At 62.1% G+C, this 240-nt stretch carries 1 pseudogene; it reads left to right on the forward strand.

The features are described 5' to 3' along the window. A pseudogene (locus tag BN1128_RS01930) lies at nucleotides 1–240 on the forward strand (pyridoxal-phosphate dependent enzyme); the annotation flags it as partial.

Below are 240 nucleotides of genomic sequence, written 5' to 3' on the forward strand. Positions count from 1 at the left end.
CCCATCTGGCCTCCATCGGCCGCGCCGAGTATGTCTCCATCACCGACAAGGAGGCGCTGGACGCCTTCCAGGAGCTGGCCAAATCCGAGGGGATCATCCCGGCGCTGGAGTCCTCCCACGCGCTGGCTCACGCCCTCAAGATGGCCCGCAGTGAACCGGAGAAAGAGCAGGTGCTCATCGTCAACCTCTCCGGCCGTGGCGACAAAGATATCTTCACCGTCGCCGACATCTTTGAAAAAG

The sequence above is a fragment of the Aeromonas piscicola genome (genome assembly GCF_000820005.1).
GTDB lineage: Bacteria > Pseudomonadota > Gammaproteobacteria > Enterobacterales > Aeromonadaceae > Aeromonas > Aeromonas piscicola.